Source organism: Salmonella sp. SAL04202, assembly GCF_046550775.1.
GTDB classification, from domain to species: domain Bacteria; phylum Pseudomonadota; class Gammaproteobacteria; order Enterobacterales; family Enterobacteriaceae; genus Salmonella; species Salmonella enterica.
The window spans coordinates 394,499-410,689 of record NZ_JBGDXK010000004.1; the positions used below are offsets into that span (position 1 = coordinate 394,499).

At 52.9% G+C, this 16,191-nt stretch carries 15 protein-coding genes; 9 read left to right on the plus strand and 6 right to left on the minus strand.

Features of this window, described 5'->3' with window-relative positions; all coding sequences use genetic code 11:
• Nucleotides 1-106: 106 nt before the first annotated feature.
• On the plus strand, nt 107-1,729 hold the full coding sequence (nadB, locus tag ACLJQJ_RS18060) for an L-aspartate oxidase (RefSeq protein WP_000989187.1): 1,623 nt from the start codon (nt 107-109) through the stop codon (nt 1,727-1,729).
• Here the strand turns inward: nadB and trmN are convergent.
• Entirely contained in the window at nt 1,714-2,451 is a 738-nt protein-coding gene (gene trmN / locus ACLJQJ_RS18065; RefSeq protein ID WP_000083343.1) for a tRNA(1)(Val) (adenine(37)-N(6))-methyltransferase TrmN, read from the minus strand. The two genes, nadB and trmN, sit on opposite strands and share 16 nt — an antisense overlap.
• A 129-nt stretch (nt 2,452-2,580) precedes the next feature.
• Here trmN and srmB point away from each other — a divergent pair, with 129 nt between their 5' ends.
• The gene (srmB, locus tag ACLJQJ_RS18070; RefSeq protein WP_000219174.1) at nt 2,581-3,915 is read left to right on the plus strand and encodes an ATP-dependent RNA helicase SrmB; all 1,335 of its coding nucleotides are present in this window, start codon (nt 2,581-2,583) and stop codon (nt 3,913-3,915) included.
• A gap of 17 nt (nt 3,916-3,932) precedes the next feature.
• Here the strand turns inward: srmB and ACLJQJ_RS18075 are convergent, their stop codons facing one another.
• Nucleotides 3,933-4,832 carry a LysR family transcriptional regulator gene (locus ACLJQJ_RS18075; RefSeq protein WP_077950950.1) on the minus strand — a complete coding sequence of 300 codons (900 nt, stop codon included), beginning with the start codon at nt 4,830-4,832 and terminating at the stop codon, nt 3,933-3,935.
• A gap of 102 nt (nt 4,833-4,934) precedes the next feature.
• Here ACLJQJ_RS18075 and eamB point away from each other — a divergent pair, with 102 nt between their 5' ends.
• A complete protein-coding gene (gene eamB, locus ACLJQJ_RS18080) occupies nt 4,935-5,522 on the plus strand; it encodes a cysteine/O-acetylserine transporter (protein WP_063809646.1) in 588 nt (195 codons plus the stop codon).
• Nucleotides 5,523-5,583: 61 nt separating this feature from the next.
• Here eamB and grcA read toward each other — a convergent pair whose 3' ends face one another.
• Entirely contained in the window at nt 5,584-5,967 is a 384-nt protein-coding gene (gene grcA, locus ACLJQJ_RS18085; protein WP_000627811.1) for an autonomous glycyl radical cofactor GrcA, read from the minus strand.
• 318 nt (nt 5,968-6,285) lie between these two features.
• On the opposite strand from grcA, the gene ung reads away from it, so the two are divergent.
• A complete protein-coding gene (ung, locus tag ACLJQJ_RS18090) occupies nt 6,286-6,975 on the plus strand; it encodes a uracil-DNA glycosylase (RefSeq protein ID WP_000179978.1) in 690 nt (229 codons plus the stop codon).
• A gap of 115 nt (nt 6,976-7,090) precedes the next feature.
• Here the strand turns inward: ung and ACLJQJ_RS18095 are convergent, their stop codons facing one another.
• Nucleotides 7,091-8,128, minus strand: a complete 1,038-nt coding sequence (locus tag ACLJQJ_RS18095; RefSeq protein WP_000997368.1) for a tRNA/rRNA methyltransferase — start codon at nt 8,126-8,128, stop codon at nt 7,091-7,093.
• A gap of 203 nt (nt 8,129-8,331) precedes the next feature.
• On the opposite strand from ACLJQJ_RS18095, the gene trxC reads away from it, so the two are divergent.
• From trxC to ACLJQJ_RS18120, 5 genes are all read left to right on the plus strand, one after another.
• Nucleotides 8,332-8,751, plus strand: a complete 420-nt coding sequence (trxC, locus tag ACLJQJ_RS18100) for a thioredoxin TrxC (RefSeq protein ID WP_001098732.1) — start codon at nt 8,332-8,334, stop codon at nt 8,749-8,751.
• A 72-nt stretch (nt 8,752-8,823) separates the two neighbouring features.
• Nucleotides 8,824-9,504 (plus strand): tRNA-uridine aminocarboxypropyltransferase, encoded by a 681-nt coding sequence (gene tapT / locus ACLJQJ_RS18105; protein ID WP_000183642.1) that lies wholly within the window; start codon nt 8,824-8,826, stop codon nt 9,502-9,504.
• 53 nt (nt 9,505-9,557) lie between these two features.
• A complete protein-coding gene (gene pat / locus ACLJQJ_RS18110; protein WP_000082638.1) occupies nt 9,558-12,218 on the plus strand; it encodes a protein lysine acetyltransferase in 2,661 nt (886 codons plus the stop codon).
• 114 nt (nt 12,219-12,332) lie between these two features.
• Nucleotides 12,333-13,688 (plus strand): CDP-diacylglycerol--serine O-phosphatidyltransferase, encoded by a 1,356-nt coding sequence (gene pssA, locus ACLJQJ_RS18115; RefSeq protein WP_000949286.1) that lies wholly within the window; start codon nt 12,333-12,335, stop codon nt 13,686-13,688.
• A 44-nt stretch (nt 13,689-13,732) separates the two neighbouring features.
• A complete protein-coding gene (locus ACLJQJ_RS18120) occupies nt 13,733-14,056 on the plus strand; it encodes a YfiM family lipoprotein (RefSeq protein ID WP_001264478.1) in 324 nt (107 codons plus the stop codon).
• Here ACLJQJ_RS18120 and ACLJQJ_RS18125 read toward each other — a convergent pair.
• Nucleotides 14,053-15,354 (minus strand): MFS transporter, encoded by a 1,302-nt coding sequence (locus ACLJQJ_RS18125; protein WP_000807818.1) that lies wholly within the window; start codon nt 15,352-15,354, stop codon nt 14,053-14,055. The two genes, ACLJQJ_RS18120 and ACLJQJ_RS18125, sit on opposite strands and share 4 nt — an antisense overlap.
• A gap of 103 nt (nt 15,355-15,457) precedes the next feature.
• Nucleotides 15,458-15,913: a DUF4385 domain-containing protein gene (locus ACLJQJ_RS18130; RefSeq protein ID WP_000985653.1), complete on the minus strand. Its 456-nt coding sequence runs from the start codon at nt 15,911-15,913 to the stop codon at nt 15,458-15,460.
• Between the last annotated feature and the right edge of the window lie 278 nt (nt 15,914-16,191).

The window sequence follows — 16,191 nt, forward strand, 5'->3', positions numbered from 1 at the left end:
TATTTTATGTTTAATAAGCACAACACCAGCGAAATCATCACGTGCTTTTTAGCGCCATATAGTGCTAATCTGCCGCAACCGTGTTTAGTAAATTAAACAAAAAACCATGATGACAACTCCTGAACTGTCCTGTGATGTGTTAATTATCGGCAGCGGCGCGGCCGGACTCTCGCTGGCGCTGCGTCTGGCTGAAAAGCATAAGGTTATCGTCCTGAGTAAAGGGCCGGTGAGCGAGGGCTCCACGTTTTATGCGCAGGGCGGTATTGCCGCCGTGTTTGATGAAACCGACAGTATTGCGTCGCATGTCGAAGATACGCTGATTGCCGGTGCCGGAATTTGCGATCGCCACGCGGTGGAGTTTGTCGCCAGCAACGCCCGTACCTGCGTGCAGTGGCTTATCGATCAGGGCGTCCTGTTTGATACGCATGTCCAGCCAAACGGCAAGGAGAGCTATCATCTCACGCGTGAAGGCGGCCATAGTCATCGCCGTATCCTTCATGCCGCCGACGCTACCGGAAAGGAAGTCGAAACCACGTTGGTCAGTCGGGCGCAAAATCATCCTAATATTCAGGTGCTGGAACGCAGCAACGCCGTTGATTTAATTATCTCCGATAAAATGGGTCTGCCGGGGCCTCGCCGGGTCGTCGGCGCCTGGATCTGGAATCGCAATAAAGAGTGGGTTGAAACCTGTCATGCGAAGTCGGTGGTGCTGGCGACCGGCGGCGCCTCAAAGGTGTATCAATATACCACTAACCCGGATATTTCCTCCGGCGACGGTATCGCGATGGCCTGGCGCGCAGGCTGTCGGGTCGCTAATCTGGAATTTAACCAGTTTCATCCCACCGCCCTTTATCACCCGCAGGCGCGTAATTTTCTCCTTACCGAAGCGCTGCGTGGCGAAGGCGCATACCTTAAACGTCCGGACGGTTCACGGTTTATGCCGGACGTTGACGAACGCGGGGAACTGGCGCCGCGCGATATTGTCGCCCGCGCTATTGACCATGAGATGAAACGACTCGGCGCAGACTGTATGTTTCTCGATATCAGCCACAAGCCTGACGATTTTGTCCGCCAGCACTTCCCGATGATCTATGCGAAACTGCTCGATTTGGGTATGGATTTAACCAAAGAACCGATTCCCGTTGTTCCTGCCGCACACTATACCTGCGGCGGCGTGGTCGTCGATGATTATGGTCGTACCGATGTAGACGGCTTATATGCCATTGGCGAAGTCAGTTACACCGGCCTGCACGGCGCTAACCGTATGGCGTCCAACTCGTTGCTGGAATGCTTAGTGTACGGCTGGTCCGCAGCAATGGATATCGACAGGCGAATGCCTTCTGTCCACAGCGTTGACGTCCTTCCCGCCTGGGATGAAAGCCGCGTGGAGAACGCCGATGAGCGGGTGGTGATTCAGCATAACTGGCATGAACTGCGCCTGCTGATGTGGGACTATGTGGGGATTGTGCGCACGACGAAACGGCTGGAGCGCGCCCTACGGCGTATTACTATGTTGCAACAAGAGATTGACGAGTATTACGCCAACTTTCGCGTCTCGAATAATTTACTGGAGCTGCGCAATCTGGTGCAAGTGGCCGAACTGATTGTGCGTTGCGCGATGATGCGTAAAGAGAGCCGGGGGCTGCACTTTACGCTGGATTATCCGCAACAACTGGCTGAATCAGGCCCATCGATCCTTTCGCCGTTAACGCCTCACATAAACAGATAAAATGCCTGGGTCAGCGCCGTATAACTTTCAGAATAATGCTGGTCTGACCCGCGAATCACTAATCTGTCGCTAAAGCACTCCCCGGCTTGCGGGGAGAATGCGAGCAAAACCCGGTGCGGCAAGCGCGCTTCGTTTTCCGCAACGTCAGTACGTAGCCGCAAATGCCATCCCATGTTGAGCGCTTGCTGCGTAAAAGCGTTACCTATTTGTTCCGGCAAGACTACGCAAAAAAAGCCATCTTCGGTAATACAATCCGCCGCAATAGCCAATAACGTCTGGTGATCCAGCGTAGCGGTGTAACGCGCCTGCTCCCGCTGCGGCGTGGCGCATTCCACACCGGGTTCGTAATAAGGCGGGTTGCTGATAATAAGATCAAAGCGTACCGTCTGGCGAGGCGCCCAACGCTGAATATCGTCAGTATGCACCGTTATTCGATGCGGCCAGGGAGAGTGAGCCACGTTTTCCTGCGCTTGCATGGCAGCCCCGGCATCCAGTTCCACGGCGTCAATAGGCACATTGTCATCCGTCCGCTGCGCCAGCATTAACGCCAGCAGACCGCTTCCAGTACCGATATCCAGAATTCGCTTTACATCCGCGACCGGCGCCCACGCCCCGAGTAAAATACCGTCAGTTCCCACTTTCATCGCACACCGATCGTGTGCGACAAAAAACTGTTTAAACGTAAATCCGTTGCGACGAAGAACGGAGCCAGACTGAGACATGTAAAAACAACCTTGCAAAAAACGGCGACAGCGCCGAGTGAAAACAATACCTGAGAAGGGATATCCATACAAACAGATGAAGATTGCGGCCGTAACGTCTATAATCAGCGCCCCACACAGAGGTAGAACATGACTGTAACGACTTTTTCCGAACTTGAACTCGACGAAAGCCTGCTGGATGCCCTCCAGGATAAAGGTTTCACTCGCCCGACCGCCATTCAGGCTGCCGCCATTCCGCCTGCGCTCGATGGCCGTGATGTACTCGGTTCTGCGCCGACAGGCACCGGTAAAACGGCGGCATATCTGCTGCCGGCGTTGCAGCACCTGCTCGACTTTCCGCGTAAAAAATCGGGGCCGCCGCGTATTCTGATCCTGACGCCAACCCGCGAACTGGCAATGCAGGTTGCCGATCACGCTCGTGAACTGGCTAAGCATACTCATCTGGATATCGCCACGATTACCGGCGGCGTGGCCTATATGAACCATGCTGAAGTGTTTAGCGAAAACCAGGATATCGTGGTCGCCACGACGGGCCGTCTGCTGCAATATATAAAAGAAGAGAATTTTGACTGCCGGGCGGTTGAAACACTGATCCTTGACGAAGCTGACCGGATGCTCGACATGGGCTTCGCTCAGGACATTGAACATATCGCTGGTGAGACCCGCTGGCGTAAACAGACGATGCTGTTCTCCGCCACGCTGGAAGGCGATGCGATTAAAGATTTTGCCGAGCGTCTGCTGGAAGACCCGGTTGAGGTTTCCGCCAATCCGTCAACCCGCGAGCGTAAGAAAATTCACCAGTGGTACTACCGTGCAGACAATTTCGAACATAAAGTTGCGCTGTTGAAGCACCTGCTAAAACAAGACGATGCAACCCGTTCTATCGTGTTTGTACGTAAACGTGAACGCGTCCATGAACTGGCTGAAACGCTGCGTCTGGCAGGGATCAACAATTGCTATCTTGAAGGTGAGATGGCGCAGATCAAACGTAACGAAGGTATTAAGCGTCTCACCGACGGTCGCGTTAACGTGCTGGTCGCGACCGACGTCGCGGCACGCGGGATTGATATTCCTGACGTCAGCCACGTCATTAACTTCGACATGCCGCGCAGTGGCGATACCTATCTGCATCGCATTGGTCGTACAGGCCGTGCTGGTCGCAAAGGCACTGCAATCTCGCTGGTTGAAGCCCACGACCATCTGTTGCTGCTGAAAATCGGTCGCTACATCGAAGAGCCGCTAAAAGCGCGCGTCATTGATGAGCTTCGCCCGACCACGCGTGCGCCCAGCGAAAAGCTGACCGGCAAACCGTCGAAAAAAGTGCTGGCGAAACGCGCCGAGAAGAAAAAAGAGAAAGAAAAAGAGAAGCCGCGCGTGAAGAAACGTCACCGCGATACAAAAAATATCGGTAAGCGCCGCAAGCCAAGCGGTACGAAAATGCAGGAGCAATCCAGCGAAGAGTGATGATAATGCCGGGTTCGTTAACCCGGCATTTTTTTATCTTCCACGGTAAAACACGCCTCCATACACTGCATAAATATCTGCATTGCCGGGCTGACCGCTTTCCCGGCATGATGGGCGCACAGCGCCATGATCGATAGCGACGGCGCGCCAAACGGCAGCTCTTTCAACTGACCGGTACTAAGTTCTCGTTCAACGGTAAAACGTGGTAAAAAGCTGATGCCCAGGTTAGCAGCCACACACTGTTTAATGCTTTCAATACTCCACAGTTCAATGGTGTTTTCCAGCGTAATCCGCCTCTGCCGTAGCTTACTTTCAAACAGCTGGCGGAAGACACATTGCGGTTCATTGATGATGAAGCTGCAGGGGATATGCTGATCTGGCTGCGTAAAATCAGCATCCTGTAGCAGTGGAGAGGCCACCAGCGCCAGCGACTGCTCCCCCAGTTGCTGCATCGTGAGCGCGTCATCATTACCTACGCGATAAAAAACACCCAGATCGACCTCATCATTCAGCAACGCATCACGTATCACATAGCAATTCAGCGACTGTAGCGACAATCTGACATTCGGCGCTCGCAGCTTAAAACGTTGTAAAACCTGCGGCATTTTGTACGCCAGTAAGGTTTCACCTGTCGCCACGCGCAGCTCTCCGCCGGGTTCCGCATCCTGCCTTGCGGCTTCACGAATCGACTCCATCACACGCGTCAATTCATGGATATGCGGCATCAGCTTTTTCCCCTCAGTGGTCAGGCACATTCGGCGCCCTATTTTCTCGAACAGTTGCAGGGAAAACTCACGTTCAAGCTGTTGAATATGAAAAGTTACCGTCGACTGAGTGCAGCACAGCTTTTGCGAAGCCCGCAGAAACGAGCCCTCTTCCACTACCGTTTTCAGCGTAATAAACCGACGCAGATCCATAACCACCAACCTATCGAAAATCTCGAATTCAGAATTAAAAAACATTCATTTTTTTAAATATTTCATATCGGGTACTGTCTGCTAAAACAGAGGAGATGACAAGTGACACCGATGCTTTTAAGCGCTTTCTGGACTTATACATTAATCACCGCCCTTACCCCCGGCCCTAACAATATTCTCGCGCTTAGCGCAGCAACTGCACATGGTTTTCGGCAGAGTATTCGTGTACTGGCAGGTATGAGTCTGGGATTTTTGGTCGTTATGCTGCTGTACGCCGGGATCGCGTTTTCCCTTGCGGTTATCGATCCGGCAATCATTCATTTACTCAGTTGGGTGGGGGCTGCGTATATCCTGTGGCTGGCGTGGAAAATTGCCACCAGTCCAGCGGCGGATGAGAATGTCAGACCAAAACCGGTTGGCTTTTGGGTAAGCTTTGGCCTGCAGTTTGTGAACGTCAAAATTATTCTGTACGGCATTACCGCTCTGTCTACATTTGTTTTACCGCAAACGCAGGCGCTGAACTGGGTCATCGGCGTCAGTATATTGCTGGCATTGATCGGCACGTTCGGTAATGTGTGCTGGGCGCTGGCGGGACATCTGTTTCAGCGGGCGTTTCGCCATTATGGTCGCCAGTTAAATATCATTCTGGCGTTACTGCTGGTGTACTGCGCGGTGCGGATTTTTTACTGACACAAATAAAACAAAAGCGGAAAAGGCCCGGCCTCTTCCGCTTGTTATTACCGGATAAGCCTTACAGGCTTTCGGTAAAGGTACGAGCGATAACGTCGCGCTGCTGTTCCGGCGTCAGGGAGTTAAAACGCACCGCATAACCAGAAACACGAATAGTCAGCTGCGGGTATTTTTCCGGATGCTTAACCGCATCTTCCAGAGTTTCACGACGCAGAACGTTAACGTTCAGATGCTGACCGCCTTCAACGCGTACTTCCGGTTTAACTTCCATCGGAATTTCACGGTATTCAATCTCGCCCAGTTTGCTGACAGCCACAACTTCATCTTCAGCAAAGCCGGATTTTGCAACGATGCAGCGCGCTTCGCCTTTTTCGCTGTCCAGCAGCCAGAAGGAATTCAGCAGGTCGTCGTTAGCGGCTTTAGTAATCTGGATACCTGTAATCATGTGATGCCTCCCCAGGCAAAATTATTTGATTTCGGTCGGCCTAATCCCGGCCAATTGGTAAAACCATTGTTGCTTGAGTGTATATATACCCTTCGATCACCCTTCATTCTTTGATTTAAATCAATAAAAACCACACCATAAAAAGGGTGATGAAGGGAATTTATTGTTTTACATCAACTTACACCATTCAGACCTATAAACTTTTTACATAAATTTTCAACTATCTTTTGTAGGTAACCGTTTTTGTAGCACGCAGGATTTTGCACTGCAGAAAGAAGCAGTTAAGCTAAGGGAACTGGAAATTCGCAGGAGAGCGAGATGGCGACTGAGTTAACCTGGCACGATGTGCTGGCTGATGAGAAACAGCAACCTTACTTTATCAATACGCTTCACACTGTTGCTGGCGAGCGTCAGTCGGGTATCACGGTCTACCCGCCGCAAAAAGATGTGTTTAATGCCTTTCGCTTCACGGAACTGGGCGACGTTAAGGTGGTGATCCTGGGACAAGATCCTTACCACGGCCCCGGCCAGGCACATGGTCTGGCGTTTTCCGTGCGTCCTGGGATCGCTCCCCCGCCGTCATTAGTGAATATGTACAAAGAGCTGGAAGCCTCCATTCCCGGCTTTGTTCGCCCCGCGCACGGTTATCTGGAAAGCTGGGCACGCCAGGGCGTACTGTTACTGAATACGGTGCTCACGGTACGGGCAGGCCAGGCGCACTCTCATGCCAGCCTGGGGTGGGAAACCTTTACGGATAAAGTGATAAGCCTGATTAACCAACACCGCGAAGGGGTCGTCTTCCTGCTGTGGGGCTCGCACGCCCAGAAGAAAGGCGCGATTATTGATCCACAGCGCCACCATATTCTGAAAGCCCCGCATCCCTCGCCACTCTCTGCGCACCGTGGATTTTTTGGCTGTAACCATTTTGCGCTAACGAACCAATGGCTGGAACAACACGGCGAGAAAACTATCGACTGGACGCCAGTATTACCGGCTGAGAGTGAATAACGTTGGCGACTCGCCGTTTTATCGCCCGGATAACGGCGCGAAAGCGCCTTGTCTGACCGGGCGGCAGGAAGTACATCATTGGCCCGGCGCGCGTTGCGTCACCGGGCTGCAGCCCTTACGCTTTATTCTGTCGCCACCACTCGGCGAGCAGCACGCCTGTCGCAACCGACACATTCAGGCTTTCCACGTTCCCGGTGCCGTTAATTTTCACGCACAGATCGTCGGGTTCGCGCGCCGCTTCCGGCAGGTAGTCATATTCACGGCCTAAGACCAGCACCATCTTTTCCGGCAGGGTCGTACTAAAGAGCGCCTGACCGCGATCGCTGGACGTCGTCACCACGGTGTACCCCGCCTGACGAAAATCATCCAGTACGTCAACAATGCTTTCACCAGTAATCGGCTGGACATGCTCCGCCCCGCCTTCCGCAGTACGAATCGCCGCGCCGGACTCCAGCAACGCCGCATCCTGTACCACCACGCCCTTCACGCCGAAGTGCGCGCAGCTACGCATCATGCCGCCCAGATTATGCGGGTTAGCGACATCTTCCAACGCCAGCACGCAGTCTTGATCCGCCGCCTGCTTTACCCATTGCTTAACGGTCGTACCGTTACGCTTTTTAATCAGGAAGCAAACGCCGCCGTGGTGCTCGGTGCCGGAAGCTTTTGCCAGTTCGGCTTCATCCACCACATGGTAGGCTTTACGATTCGCCGCCATCCAGCGCAAGGCTTCTTTAAAGCGCGGGGTCACGCTTTGGATAAACCAGGCGCGAACGATAGCATCCGGGCGGCTCTGGAATAGCGCCTGGCAGGCATTTTCGCCGTAGACGCGTGTCTCTTCCGCACGCTGGCGACGCAAAACTTCAGGGTCAATAAAACTTTTACCGCTAATACCACCATGATCGACTTTTTCAGGCGTTTCATCGCCTGGCGCGCGGGACACGGTGCGCCACGGCGAAGTTTCATGTTTACGGTCACGGCTCTGATTATTTCGCTCATCACGGGCGGGGCGACGTCCACCGTCAGTGCGAGACTTTGCTGGGCGGCCTCCCCCTTTCCCGGTACGCGGGTTATGGGTGCGTTTATCAGAGTCATCATCACTACGGACATACATCACTTTGACTTTGCCGCTTTTGTTTTTTAATTCATCGTTCATGCTTTTCTCCACCAGCGCTGCGCGAAGCGCGAAGATTACCCGATGTGCATCCGGTTAGCCATGATTTCGTTTAAAAGCTTGCGACTATTGTACTCATTGAATAAAACACATTGTTGTTTAGCACAGACTCCTCGATAATATGTAACATTATAGAAACATCCCGCGCGTAGCGGGACGTCTTCCGACGTATTCAGAGGTTAGCTATGAACACCGTTTGTACCCATTGTCAGGCCATTAACCGCATCCCCGACGATCGGCTTCAGGATGCGGCAAAATGTGGACGCTGCGGTCATGAGTTGTTTGACGGAGAAGTCATTAATGCGACCGGCGAAACGCTGGACAAACTGTTGAAGGACGATCTTCCAGTGGTGATCGACTTTTGGGCCCCCTGGTGCGGCCCTTGCCGTAACTTTGCGCCAATCTTCGAGGATGTCGCAGAAGAGCGCAGCGGTAAAGTCCGTTTCGTCAAAGTGAATACCGAGGCGGAACGGGAACTCAGCGCCCGTTTCGGTATTCGCAGCATCCCGACGATTATGATTTTTAAACATGGACAAGTGGTCGATATGCTTAATGGCGCAGTGCCTAAAGCGCCTTTCGACAGCTGGCTGAACGAAGCGCTGTAAACGCCACGGGGCGCATCTTGTGCCCCGTTTTCACCTCTGCCACAATAGCGTTTTTCTCCGCAAACGCTTTCTATGACCAATAACGCTGTCCTTCAGTTACGCGCCGAACGGCTTGCGCGCGCTACACGCCCTTTTCTTGCCAGAGGCAATCGGGTTCGCCGCTGTCAACGCTGCCTGCTGCCGCTAAAATCTTGCCTGTGTGATACGTTAACGCCTTCTCAGGCGAAAAGCCGTTTTTGTCTGGTCATGTTTGACACTGAACCGATGAAACCCAGCAATACCGGCCGGCTGATAGCCGATATTTTGCCGGATACCGCGGCGTTTCAGTGGTCGCGTACCGAGCCGCCACAGGCGTTGCTGGAGCTGGTACAGCATCCGGATTATCAACCGATAGTGGTCTTTCCTGCGTCCTACGCCGGCGAAGCGCGCGAGGTCATTTCCACCCCGCCCGCCGGGAAACCGCCGCTGTTTATTATGCTGGACGGCACCTGGCCCGAAGCACGTAAAATGTTTCGTAAAAGCCCTTATCTGGATCATCTGCCGGTCATTTCCGTCGATTTATCGCGTCTTTCAGCTTATCGTCTGCGTGAAATCCATGCCGAAGGGCAATATTGTACCGCCGAAGTCGCCATAGCGTTGTTAGATCTGGCGGGAGATACCGAGGCGGCAACCAGTTTAGGTGAACATTTTACCCGTTTTAAAACGCGCTATCTGGCAGGAAAAACGCAACATCCGGGAAACGTCACAGCATAAAATAGCGAAAGCGTTTAAAATTATCCGGTCACTTCTGTGTAAGGGAAACCGGTATGAGCCAGCAAGGACTGGAAGCGCTACTGCGACCAAAATCGATCGCGGTGATTGGCGCATCAATGAAGCCCCACCGCGCGGGTTACCTGATGATGCGTAACTTGTTGGCGGGCGGATTCAATGGCCCCGTCCTTCCCGTGACGCCCGCCTGGAAAGCTGTTTTAGGCGTCATGGCCTGGCCGGATATCGCCAGTCTCCCTTTCACCCCCGATCTGGCTATTTTATGCACTAACGCCAGCCGTAACCTGGCATTACTGGACGCGCTTGGCGCGAAAGGGTGTAAAACGTGCATTATCCTTTCTGCTCCCACGTCGCAACATGAAGAACTTCTTGCCTGTGCCCGGCATTATAAAATGCGTCTGCTGGGTCCAAACAGTCTTGGGCTCCTCGCGCCGTGGCAAGGGCTGAATGCCAGCTTTTCTCCCGTCCCGATTAAACAGGGCAAGCTCGCTTTTATTTCCCAGTCTGCCGCCGTGTCCAATACTATTCTTGACTGGGCGCAACAGCGTGAAATGGGCTTTTCCTACTTTATCGCGCTGGGCGATAGCCTGGATATTGATGTCGATGAACTACTGGACTATCTGGCGCGCGACAGCAAGACCAGCGCGATTTTGCTCTATCTGGAACAGTTAAGCGACGCCCGCCGTTTTGTTTCCGCCGCCCGTAGCGCTTCACGTAACAAACCGATTCTGGTGATTAAAAGCGGCCGAAGCCCGGCAGCCCAGCGTTTACTTAATACCAGCGCGGGAATGGACCCTGCGTGGGATGCGGCCATCCAGCGCGCAGGCCTGCTGCGAGTCCAGGATACGCACGAGCTTTTTTCCGCCGTCGAAACACTGAGCCATATGCGTCCGCTACGCGGCGACAGACTGATGATCATCAGCAATGGCGCCGCGCCTGCCGCGCTGGCGTTAGATGAGTTGTGGTCGCGTAACGGCAAGCTGGCGACGTTGAGCGAAGAGACCTGCCTGCAACTACGGCAGGCGCTTCCCGCGCACATAGATATTGCCAATCCGCTGGATCTGTGTGATGACGCCAGCAGCGAACATTACGTCAAAACGCTGGATATCCTGCTCGCCAGTCAGGATTTTGACGCGCTTATGGTTATCCACTCTCCCAGCGCTGCCGCGCCGGGTACGGAAAGCGCCCATGCTCTGATCGAGACGATTAAGCGCCACCCCAGAGGCAAGTTTGTTACGCTGCTGACAAACTGGTGCGGCGAGTTCTCGTCTCAGGAGGCAAGACGGCTGTTCAGCGAAGCCGGATTACCAACCTACCGCACGCCGGAAGGCACGATTACCGCGTTTATGCATATGGTGGAATACCGGCGTAACCAGAAGCAACTGCGGGAAACGCCAGCGTTGCCGAGTAACCTGACGTCCAATACCGCTGAGGCGCATAATCTGTTACAGCGGGCGATTGCGGAAGGCGCCGCCTCACTGGATACCCATGAAGTACAGCCGATTTTACACGCCTATGGGCTGCACACGCTCCCAACCTGGATTGCCAGCGACAGCGCTGAAGCGGTGCATATCGCCGAACAGATAGGCTATCCGGTAGCTCTCAAGCTGCGCTCGCCCGACATTCCGCATAAATCTGAAGTTCAGGGGGTCATGCTTTACCTGCGGACCGCAAGCGAGGTACAACAGGCCGCGAACGCCATTTTTGATCGTGTAAAGATGGCCTGGCCGCAAGCGCGGATTCACGGTTTGCTGGTACAAAGCATGGCTAACCGCGCCGGCGCGCAGGAGCTTCGTGTGGTGGTCGAGCACGATCCGGTGTTTGGTCCTTTGATTATGTTGGGTGAAGGCGGCGTAGAGTGGCGTCCGGAAGAGCAGGCTGTCGTCGCGCTGCCGCCGCTCAACATGAACCTGGCGCGCTATCTGGTGATTCAGGGCATTAAACAGCGGAAAATTCGCGCCCGTAGCGCGCTGCGTCCGCTGGATATTGTCGGTTTAAGCCAATTGCTGGTCCAGGTTTCAAACCTGATTGTCGACTGCCCGGAAATTCAGCGTCTGGATATCCATCCGCTGCTGGCTTCCGCCAGTGAGTTTACCGCGCTGGATGTGACGCTGGATATTGCCCCGTTTGATGGCGATAACGAAAGTCGACTTGCGGTACGCCCCTATCCCCACCAGCTTGAAGAGTGGGTGGAGATGAAAAATGGCGATCGCTGCCTGTTCCGTCCTATCCTGCCGGAAGATGAGCCCCAGCTGCGACAATTCATCGCCCAGGTCACCAAAGAGGATCTTTACTACCGTTATTTCAGCGAGATCAACGAATTCACCCATGAAGATTTAGCCAACATGACGCAGATCGACTACGATCGAGAAATGGCCTTTGTGGCCGTGAGGCGGATGGACAACGCTGAAGAGATCCTCGGCGTAACGCGCGCGATCTCCGATCCTGACAACGTAGATGCCGAATTTGCCGTATTGGTGCGTTCAGATCTTAAAGGGTTGGGTTTAGGACGCCGTTTAATGGAGAAATTGATTGCCTATACTCGCGATCACGGATTGAAGCGGCTAAACGGTATTACGATGCCAAACAATCGCGGCATGGTCGCGCTGGCCAGAAAACTGGGATTTCAGGTCGATATTCAGCTCGACGAGGGCATCGTGGGATTGACGCTGAATCTGGCCAAATGTGATGAATCGTGAGTAATGTACTGGAAATGTTGACCACTTTAACGGGTACTGATGTTATTATTGCTCGCTTATGTCGTCTGCATAGCACAGAGGACCCTTCAATGAACAGAGAAGAAATGCACTGTGATGTTGTCAAAATTTAAGCGTAATAAACATCAACAACACCTTGCCCAACTCCCTAAGATTTCTCAGTCAGTTGATGATGTAGATTTCTTTTATACTCCTGCTACTTTTCGGGAGACACTGCTGGAGAAAATCGCCAGCGCGACGCAGCGTATTTGTATCGTTGCCCTGTATCTGGAACAGGACGATGGGGGTAAAGGTATACTCGACGCGCTCTATGCGGCTAAACGGCAGCGTCCTGAACTGGACGTGAGGGTGCTGGTCGACTGGCATCGCGCGCAACGCGGGCGCATTGGCGCAGCGGCCTCGAATACCAATGCAGACTGGTATTGCCGACTGGCGCAGGAAAACCCCGGCATTGATGTCCCGGTTTACGGCGTACCGATTAATACGCGAGAAGCGCTTGGCGTACTGCATTTTAAAGGCTTTATCATTGATGATAGCGTCCTGTACAGCGGCGCCAGCCTGAACGATGTCTATCTCCATCAGCATGACAAATATCGTTACGATCGCTACCAGCTGATTCGCAATCGGCAAATGGCAGACATCATGTTTGACTGGGTGACGCAAAATCTGATGAATGGCCGTGGTGTGAATCGTCTGGATAATACCCAGCGGCCGAAAAGCCCGGAGATTAAAAACGATATCCGCTTATACCGTCAGGAGCTGCGTGATGCGTCATATCATTTTCAGGGTGACGCTAATGACGAGCAGCTCTCCGTTACGCCGCTGGTCGGGCTTGGAAAATCCAGTCTGCTGAACAAAACCATTTTCCATCTCATGCCCTGTGCGGAGCATAAGCTCACCATTTGTACCCCTTATTTCAATCTACCAGCGGTGCTGGTGCGGAATATTATTCAGCTACTGCGCGACGGAAAGAAAGTCGAAATCATTGTTGGCGATAAAACCGCGAATGATTTTTACATTCCGGAAGATGAACCGTTCAAGATCATTGGCGCGCTGCCCTATCTCTATGAGATTAACCTGCGCCGCTTCCTGAGCCGTTTACAGTATTACGTCAATACCGATCAGCTTGTGGTGCGTCTGTGGAAAGATGACGACAATACCTATCATCTGAAAGGGATGTGGGTAGATGATAAATGGATGCTACTCACCGGCAACAATCTGAATCCCCGCGCCTGGCGTCTGGATCTGGAAAACGCCATTCTGATCCACGATCCTAAGCAGGAGCTTGCCCCTCAGCGGGAAAAAGAGCTGGAACTTATCCGAACGCACACAACCATCGTAAAACATTATCGTGACCTGCAGAGCATTGCCGACTATCCGATAAAAGTGCGTAAATTGATTCGCCGTCTGCGCCGGATCCGCATCGACAGATTAATTAGCCGTATCCTGTAATCGAAGCCCCGTCCTGTACGGGGTTTTCTCTTAGGAGTGAACTGGTGCGCGTGTTGATTCCTTTTACGGTGTTGTTTCTCTCCGGGTGCAGCCATCTGGCTAACGACCGCTGGAGCGGCCAGGATAAAGCCCAACATTTTATGGCATCAGCGATGCTATCGGCAGCCGGTAATGAGTATGCGCGTCACCAGGGAGTAAGCCCTGACCGCAGCGCAGCGATAGGGCTGATGTTTTCTTTGAGTCTCGGAGCCTCAAAAGAACTCTGGGACAGCCGCCCGGAAGGCAGCGGCTGGAGCTGGAAAGATTTTGTCTGGGATGTCGCTGGCGCGACAACCGGTTACGCTATCTGGCAAATGGCGCGATACTAAAGGCGCAAGCCCTTTCCTTTACGGTGCAACATCAACGAAACCAGGAAAGCCAGAACGGCCATCGCGGTAACATACCAGAAGAACGAACTCTCCATACCAACAGATTTTAGCGACAGCGCGACATATTCCGCAGAGCCGCCAAATAACGCGTTTGCTACCGCATAGGATAAACCGACGCCCAGGGCGCGAACCTGCGCCGGAAACATCTCCGCTTTCAGGATCCCGCTAATCGAGGTATAGAAACTCACAATCAATAGCGCGCACATCACTAAAGCAAATGCGGCATAAGGCGACGTCACATTCTGCAACGCGGAGAGAATTGGAACGGTGAAAAGCGTCGCGAGTGCGCCAAAACATAGCATAGAAGTGCGCCTGCCAATCTTATCGGATAACGCGCCGAATAACGGCTGTACCAACATGAAAACACACAGCGCGACCGTCATAATGCCGCTGGCGACATTGGCATGCATACCTGCTGTATTTACCAGATATTTCTGCATATAGGTGGTGAAGGTATAAAAGCACAGCGAGCCTGCCGCGGTGAAACCAAGCACCATCAAAAAGGCTTTGCGATTACGCCACAAACCTTTCAACGAACCGGCTTCTTTTAATGCGCGAGTCTCATGCTTCGAGGTTTCATCCAGCTGGCGACGTAGCCATAACGCCACAACCGCCAGCACGGCGCCCAGCGCAAAGGGAATACGCCATCCCCAGGCACGAAGCTCAGCATCCTCCAGAACCTGCTGCAAAATCACAACGACCAGCAATGCCAGTAGTTGGCCACCGATAAGCGTAACGTACTGAAACGACGCGAAAAATCCCTTACGACCTTCAAGCGCAACTTCACTCATATATGTCGCGCTGGTCCCATACTCTCCCCCTACCGAGAGCCCCTGAAATAACCTTGCAATAAGTAGCAGCGCCGGTGCCCAGGTGCCGATGGTATCGTAACCAGGTAAGCAGGCAATCACCAGCGACCCCATGCACATCATGCACACCGAAATCAACATTGAGGCTTTGCGCCCGCGTCGATCTGCAATGCGTCCAAACAGCCAACCACCGATAGGCCGCATTAAAAAACCGGCGGCAAAGACGCCTGCCGTTTGCAAAAGCTGAGTAGTGGTATTACCAGAAGGAAAGAAGATATGTGCAAAATAGAGCGAGCAGAAAGAGTAGACGTAGAAATCAAACCATTCCACTAAGTTTCCGGAAGAGGCCCCCACGATAGCCCATATGCGTCGCCGCATCTCCGGAGCCTCAGCGTTGTTTTTATCTATACGCTGAATAATTTCTGCCATACTGTTCTCCTTGTTGCCAGGCTTAATCGGCCTTTTATTTTGGAGATTCAGATTACGCGAGACCAAAAAGTAAATAAAGTGTTAATTATTTGTTTGCTAATTTTTATCCCCACCGTGCCTGATGCTGGCGTTTCCGTTTCAGATAGTCTTCGTCCTGACGAATTTTATCCCACCAACCTTTGAAAACCGTTGCCGCCGCGGCCTTAATAGGATCATTACCCCGTGTATTCAGGCTGCCGTCTTCTGCATACTTTTTACCGCCTTTATAGTTAGCGTATCGCCTGGCGCGGGTGTATCCCATCTGAATAAATTTACGCGCCATGTCCATACCAACGAAATCATCCTGCTGCCGGTAAGCTTCGAACAACTGGTAGATCTGTTCTGCGGATTTCATCGCCGATGCTTCATCTTTATAGCGCCAGAAAGGAAGAATTTCGCTTTTGTAGGGTTCAACCAGTAGCACCCCCTGCTCGCCTCGTCCAACCTGATACAATTCAGGCTGCTGGCGGAAGTCGATGCTGGAAAAGTCCTGCTGGTAGTTAAAAGGTTTGATAGCCAATGAAAATCCTCACTGCTTATATAAGCACGTGTAAAGGATAGTTCATCGTTAACGATTGGGTGGGTTGTGCTCTTATCGGTTCTACAAGAGCACCAGCTTCGTAGGCGGGATAATTCCTGTAGGCCGGATAAGGTGGAGCCGCCATCCGGCAGAAACAGACAAAAACAAAAGGCCCTGTCTTCCGACAGGGCCCTTCGTTTTATTTGATGCCTGGCAGTTCCCTACTCTCGCATGGGGAGACCCCACACTACCATCGGCGCTACGGCGTTTCACTTCTG